Below are 6206 nucleotides of genomic sequence, written 5' to 3'. Positions count from 1 at the left end.
CAGCGTGAGCGGCGCCATCACGTTGGCCAGCACCGTCATGTGCGGCCACAGGTTGAACTGCTGGAACACCATGGCGACCGGCGCGCGCACCTCGGCCACGACGCGCTCGCTCTCGCGGGCCAGCGCGCCGGCCGCGTTGCGGCGGTAGCCGAGCAGCGCGCCGCGGATGCGGACCTCGCCCTCGTCGTAGGCCTCGAGAAAGTTCATGCAGCGCAGCAGCGTGGTCTTGCCCGAGCCCGAGGGGCCGATCAGCGACAGGACCTCGCCCTTGCGGATGTCCAGGTCGATGTCCGACAGCACGCGCTGCGGGCCGAAGGACTTGCCGACGCCGCGCAGGGAGACGATGGGAACGGTCACGGGAGCATTCATGGACGGGAGGTTTCTCGAAGGGCGGCCCAGGCGCGCAGCGTGCCGGCCGCGCGGTTGACGAGCAGCGACAGGCCCCAGTAGCTCAGCGCCAGCAGCAGGTAGGGCTCGACGTAGACAAACTGCTCCGACACCACCTTGCCGGCGGTCATCGTCAGCTCGGGATAGGTGATGACCGAGGCCAGCGCGGACTCCTTCATCAGCAGGATGGTCTGGCTCGCGATCAGCGGCAGGCTGGCGCGCAGGGCCTGCGGGCATTCGATGGTGGCGAAGATCTGGCGCGAGGACAGGCCCATGCAGCGGGCCGCCTCGATCTGGCCGCGCGGAATGCTCTGCCAGCAGGCGCGGAAGATCTCGGCGAAGTAGGCGCCGCCGTAGACCGCGAGCGTGAGGCCGGCGGCGGCGAAGGGGTCGAGCGACAGGCCCGCGCTCGGCAGGCCGAAGTAGACGATGAACAGGTGGATCAGGAACGGCACGCCGCGCCACACCGCGGTGTAGGCGGTGTAGAGCCAGCGCGCCGCGCGCCAGCCGGTTTCGCGCAGTGCGTGGAAGGCGAAGCCCACGACCAGGCCGCCCGCCAGTCCCGTCAGCGTGAGCAGCACGGTGCGCAGCGCGGCCGCGCCGAACGCGGGCAGCAGCTGGCCCAGGAGCGTCGTGTCGATCATGGCCGCTCCATCCGGCCGCGCAGCCAGTGGCCGAGCCACAGCACCGCGCCGGTCATCAGCAGGTAGCACAGGCCCACCGAGACGTAGACCTCGAGCGGCCTGAAGTTGGCCGCCACGATCTGCCGCCCGCCGCGCGCCAGGTCGGCCACCGAGATCACCGAGACGATGGCCGAGCTCTTCACCACGTCGACGCCCTCCGACACCACGGCCGGCCACACGGCCCGCGCGAGCTGCGGCAGTTGCACGTGGCGGAAGATGCGCGCGGGCGGCATGCCGAACGAGGCCGCGGCCTCGATCTGCCCGGCCGGCACCGCCACCAGCCCGGCGCGCAGGATCTCGCACTGGAACGCGGCGGAGTTCAGGCCCAGCGCGACGATGGCCACCAGCAGCGGCGGCAGGTCGAGGCCGTAGGCGCTGGGCAGGTAGAAGAGCATGAGCAACTGCACCAGCAGCGGCGTGCCGCGAAAGAAGCTCAGGTAGGTGCGCACCGCGGCCGGCAGCACGCCCCGGCCGCCGCGCCGCAGCGACAGGCCCAGCAGCACCGCGCCCCAGGCGAAGCCCAGCGCGATGGCCGCGACCGCCACGCTCAGCGTGGTGACGGCGCCCTGCAGCAGCACGGGCAGGTAGGCGGCCAGCCGCTCGAGAAGGGTCGTTGCGTTCATCGGGAGCGCGGTGGTGCGGGGTCAGGAAGCGTCGTGCGGAGCAGGCCCGCTCACATCTGCGGCGCCGGCACCGCGTCGGTGGGCACGTCCATCGCGAAGCCGAACCACTTCATCTGCAGCTCCTTGAGCTGGCCGCTCTTCTGCGCCCGCGCGATGCCGTCGCTGAAGAACTTGACCAGCGGCGCGCTGTCGGCGTCCTTGCGGCCGACCCAGCCGAAGTAGGTCTTGGGGCCGATGGGCGCGGGCATCACCGCGTAGATGTCGCCGCGCGTCTTCACCAGCGTCGCCAGGTTGGAGAGCGACTGCGCCACCGCCACCAGCCGGCCGGCGGCCAGGTCGGCATAGGCTTCGTCGAAGCTCACGTACTCGCGGATCGTGACCGCCGGCTTGCCGTCGGCCTGCAGCTTCTTCGCATAGTCCTGCAGCGCGCGCAGCTGGGCCGAGCCGGCCTGCGAGCCGACCGTCTTGCCGGCGATGCCCGCGGGGTCGGTGAGCGCGGCGTCGTCCTTGCGCTTGACCAGCGCCGTCGTGGCGTCGGCGATCGGCACGGTGAACGCGAACTTGTCGGCGCGCTCCTTGGTGAGCGTGACCGAGGTCACGACGAAGTCGAAGCGCCTGGTCGCCAGGCCCGGCAGGATGCCCTGGAACGGCACGTCGAACTGCTTGACCTTGACCTCGGGCAGGTCGGCCAGGATCAGGCGCATCAGGTCGGGGCCGTAGCCCACGATCTTGCCGTCCTGCAGGTACTCGAACGGCGCGAACTGCGCCTCGGTACCGATGACGATTTCTTTCTTGCTCTTCACCGTTTCCAGCATGTCGGCGCCGTGCGCGGCACCGAGCAGGAACAGGGAAAGAACGCCGGCGATTGCGCGATGGAACAGCATGAGCAGGGCCCTCGGGTGTGGATTGAAGCAGGTGTGGACAGATTCAGCAAGCAACTTGCATTCATGCAAGTCACTTGCTTGGAACACACAAGTTCCATGCCAGCCCGAATCGGTCCGGCGGCACGGCCGTGGTGCCGACAGCGGCGCAAAAAGGAACAGGAGACGGCGCGAGGCGCACTAAGGGGGTGCAAAATCGGTGCAAGCCGCCACGCCTGGAGAAGACGGCCATCGCGAACCGCGAAATCCCGCACGGGGTCGTTCCGGCACACTGCACCCTGGTGCAGCGATGCGATGGCTTCCAGGCTGCAACCCGATCCGTCCAGATACAGAGACAAACCCATGATCCGACAACTCATCCGCCCGCTGGCCCTCGCGCTGGCGCTTCCGCTGGCCTTCGGCGCCGCCTCCACCGCCCAGGCCCAGGCCTACCCGGCCAAGCCGATCCGCATGATCGTGCCCTTCCCGCCCGGCGGCGGCACCGACATCCTGGCGCGCCTGGTGGCCCAGAAGCTCACCGAGACCAACCACTGGACCGTGGTGCCCGACAACCGCGCGGGCGCCGGCGGCACCATCGGCATCGCCGAGGCCGCGCGCGCCGCGCCCACGGGCTACGACATCGTGATGGGCCAGAAGGACAACATGGTCGTCGCGCCCTGGCTCTACAAGAACCTCAGCTACGAGCCGACCAGGGACCTGGCCGCGGTGGCCCACGTGGCCTTCACGCCCGTGGTGATCGTCACGCAGGCCAACTCCAAGTACAAGACGCTCGACGACGTGGTGAAGGCCGCGCGCGCCGCGCCCGACACCATCACCTACGGCTCGCCCGGCAACGGCACCACCATCCACCTGGCCGGCGAGATCTTCAACGGCGCGGCCAAGATCAAGATGCGCCACGTGCCCTACAAGGGTTCGAACGCGGCCATGATGGACGTGCTCGCGGGCAACGTCGACCTGATGGTGTCGTCGGTGCCCTCGGCCATGGCCCAGATCAAGGCCGGCAAGCTGCGCCCGCTGGCCGTGACCTCCGCCAAGCGCAGCAGCTCGCTGCCCGACACGCCCACGGTGGCCGAGCTCGGCTACAAGGGCTTCGACGTGAGCACCTGGTATGGCCTGTTCGTGCCGGCCAAGACGCCCAAGGACGTGATCGCCACGCTGAACGCCGAGGTCAACAAGCTGCTGGCCACGCCCGAGATGCAGGCCGCGATCATCGCGCAGGGCGCCGAGCCGCAGAGCATGACGCCCGAGCAGTTCGGCGCGCTGCTGAAGACCGACTACGAGAAGTGGAAGGGCATCGTGCAGGCCTCGGGCGCGACCATCGAGTAAGCACGCGAGGGCCGACGAAGAAAGAGGGCGCGCTGCGCCCTCTTTTCGTTGGAGGACCGCGCCTCAACGCGCGGACACGGGCATCGGCGCGGCGGGCAGTACCAGCGATGCGCCCGAGCGCGAGGCCCGCTCCCAGCCCGGATGCTGCTGCGCGCGCTCCAGCTCGGCCGTCACTTCGGCGCGGGTCTTCGGCTTGGCATTGGTCACCGGAACCGGCGCGCCATAGGCCAGGAAGCCCTTCCATTTCGGATCGTTCTGCGCGGTCGCCAGCTCCTGGTCGACCTGGCCCGTCGACTTGCCCGCGCCGGCCAGTTCCGCATGGGTCTTGATGCCCGTTTCGTTGGCCGCGAAGTGCGAGGGTGCATCGACGTGCTGCGAGCTCTGCTGGGCGGAGGCCATGAGCGGCATGAAGCCGGCGATGGCGGAGGCGGCCGCGAGCGCGGCGATTCTTCTGTTCGACATGCATATCTCCTTGGGGTGTTCCCCGCGGCTGGATGTCAGGCGCGGGGGTGGAGATAGACGGCGATGCGTTCTGGCTTGCCATGCGCGGGGCGTCGATTTCTCCACGCCCACACACTAGAAACGGAAACGGACGCGGACTTATCGGCCCGGTTACGTTCTCGTCATCCGAGGCCCGCCTCAGTCCGGCACGAACTTGCGGTTGAACACCGCCACGTCCGACTCGAGCTCGAAGGCCGCGAGCTGGCCCATCTTGCCGTCGCTCAGGCGGCAGGCCGCGAACAGGCTGTGGCGGCCCTGGAAGCCGAACTCGTCCATCACGATCAGCGCGTACGGGTACGGCACGAAGACCTGGTGCGTGAAGACGATGCGGTGCTGGTTGCGCGGCGAGGGAAAGAGCTTGTACTCGCCGGTGTCGATGCCCTGGGCGGTGGCCATGGCGCGGGGGCTCAGTCCGGATCGCGCACGTCGGCCACCGGCTTGGCGCCGAAGTCCGCGCGCGCGAGGTACTTGAGCACCTTCGCGGCCGCGCTCGCGGGGCTGTCGAGCAGGCCCTCGCTCTTGAGCTTCTCGAAGCGCGTGCGGTCGGGGAAGTTCTCGGCCGAGGCGCCACGCAGTTGCACCTGCATGTCGGTGTCGATCACGCCGGGCGCCAGCGACACGATGCGCGCGCCGTTCGGCAGGTTCGCTTCCTCGAGCGCGACCGCGCGCGAGTAGTGGTCCATGCCGGCCTTGGCCGCGCAGTACGGTGCCTGGCTGCCCATCGCGTTGCGGCCCAGGCCCGAGGAGATGTTGAGCACCTTGCGCGCGCCGCGCCAGCCGCGCGTGCCGCCGAGGAAGGCCGCCGTCAGCAGCAGCGGTGCTTCGAGCCCGATGCGCAGCGCCTGCGACAGCTCGGCATCGACCGCGGACGCGAGCGGCGCGGGATTGCCGACCGTGCCCGCGTTGTTGATCAGCGTGACGGCGTCGAAGCGCTGCGCGTCCTGCGTGGCCAGCCATTCGCGCAGGCGCGCGGCGGAGGCGACGGGGTCGGACAGGTCCTGTTCCCATTGCACGAGTTCGACGCCGGCCGCCTTCGCCTGTTCGGCGAGTTCGGGGCTCTGGCGGCGCGAGATGCACAGCAGGACGTGGCCGGGTTGCAGCAGCTGTTCGGCCATGGCGCGGCCGAGGCCGCGCGATGCGCCGGTGATGAGGTAGAGGTGGGAGGTGGGCATGGGGGCGATGATAGTGAAGCGCCCGGAAACGGCAGCGCCAGGGTCTTCCGCCCCGCCTCCCCACCCGAAGCATTCAATTCGGCGGCGGCGGAAACGCCAGCGTGTTGCAGGGCTCGGCCGGCTGCACCTTCTTTTCGTAGAGCATGTCGTAGGCCAGGGTGCCCATCACGTCCAGGCCCCGTGTGTTCAGGTGGATGGGGCTCCTGGGGTCGTAGCAGGCGGTCGCGATCCCCAGCGGCATGCGGTCCGGATTACCGACGACGGTGGCGAAATCGATCACGCCGTCGAAGTAGCCCGAGGTCTTGATCCAGTCGTTGATCTGCCGCCACTTGGCATCGTTGGAGGCCGTGTAGTAGCCGGTCGGCACCGGATTGCCATCGACACCGACGATGTCGCCGATCGGCGTGTTCACGCCGCCATGGATCCTGATCTTGCGGAAGCGCGCCAGATCGATGAAGTACTTGTAGCGCTCGATGATGTCGGCCGCGGAGGACTTCGAAAGGTCGTTGTCGCCGGCCAGGATGACGATGTCGGTCGGATCGCGGGACAGCACGTCGCGCTGGAAGCGGTCGAACAGCGAGGGGCCGTTGTTCGCGTTGAACATCGAGTTGCCGCTGATGCCCGCGTTGCCCA

Annotated in this window: 9 protein-coding genes; 1 reads left to right on the top strand and 8 read right to left on the bottom strand. The window is 69.1% G+C overall.

Annotated features, from left to right (window positions below):
* The 4 genes from AC27VN_RS29580 to AC27VN_RS29565 all read right to left on the bottom strand — a co-directional run.
* A partial coding sequence (locus tag AC27VN_RS29580; protein WP_490878852.1) for an ATP-binding cassette domain-containing protein occupies positions 1–357 on the bottom strand: 357 nt, incomplete at its 3' end.
* A gap of 8 nt (positions 358–365) precedes the next feature.
* Positions 366–1031, bottom strand: coding sequence for an amino acid ABC transporter permease (locus AC27VN_RS29575; RefSeq protein ID WP_208510446.1), 666 nt, complete (start codon positions 1029–1031; stop codon positions 366–368).
* On the bottom strand, positions 1028–1693 hold the full coding sequence (locus tag AC27VN_RS29570; RefSeq protein WP_490878851.1) for an amino acid ABC transporter permease: 666 nt from the start codon (positions 1691–1693) through the stop codon (positions 1028–1030). The genes AC27VN_RS29575 and AC27VN_RS29570 overlap by 4 nt, the downstream gene beginning before the upstream one ends.
* 50 nt (positions 1694–1743) lie before the next feature.
* Positions 1744–2577 (bottom strand): transporter substrate-binding domain-containing protein, encoded by an 834-nt coding sequence (locus AC27VN_RS29565; RefSeq protein WP_490878850.1) that lies wholly within the window; start codon positions 2575–2577, stop codon positions 1744–1746.
* A 339-nt stretch (positions 2578–2916) separates the two neighbouring features.
* Here AC27VN_RS29565 and AC27VN_RS29560 point away from each other — a divergent pair, with 339 nt between their 5' ends.
* Positions 2917–3900: a Bug family tripartite tricarboxylate transporter substrate binding protein gene (locus AC27VN_RS29560; protein ID WP_490878849.1), complete on the top strand. Its 984-nt coding sequence runs from the start codon at positions 2917–2919 to the stop codon at positions 3898–3900.
* 63 nt (positions 3901–3963) lie between these two features.
* Here the strand turns inward: AC27VN_RS29560 and AC27VN_RS29555 are convergent, their stop codons facing one another.
* The 4 genes from AC27VN_RS29555 to AC27VN_RS29540 form a co-directional block, all read right to left on the bottom strand.
* Positions 3964–4362 carry a hypothetical protein gene (locus AC27VN_RS29555; protein WP_490878848.1) on the bottom strand — a complete coding sequence of 133 codons (399 nt, stop codon included), beginning with the start codon at positions 4360–4362 and terminating at the stop codon, positions 3964–3966.
* A gap of 177 nt (positions 4363–4539) precedes the next feature.
* Complete coding sequence (locus AC27VN_RS29550; RefSeq protein WP_203203827.1) at positions 4540–4797, bottom strand: hypothetical protein; 258 nt, start codon at positions 4795–4797, stop codon at positions 4540–4542.
* An 11-nt stretch (positions 4798–4808) separates the two neighbouring features.
* A complete protein-coding gene (locus AC27VN_RS29545) occupies positions 4809–5573 on the bottom strand; it encodes an SDR family NAD(P)-dependent oxidoreductase (protein WP_490878847.1) in 765 nt (254 codons plus the stop codon).
* Between the two features lie 73 nt (positions 5574–5646).
* The coding region (locus AC27VN_RS29540; protein WP_490878846.1) for a GDSL-type esterase/lipase family protein at positions 5647–6206 on the bottom strand (560 nt) is incomplete at its 5' end.

The sequence above is a fragment of the Variovorax sp. 20P10.2.4 genome, assembly GCF_058244205.1.
The sequence above is the reverse complement of the archived record's forward strand: the minus strand, read 5'-3'. Positions and strand labels throughout refer to the sequence as shown.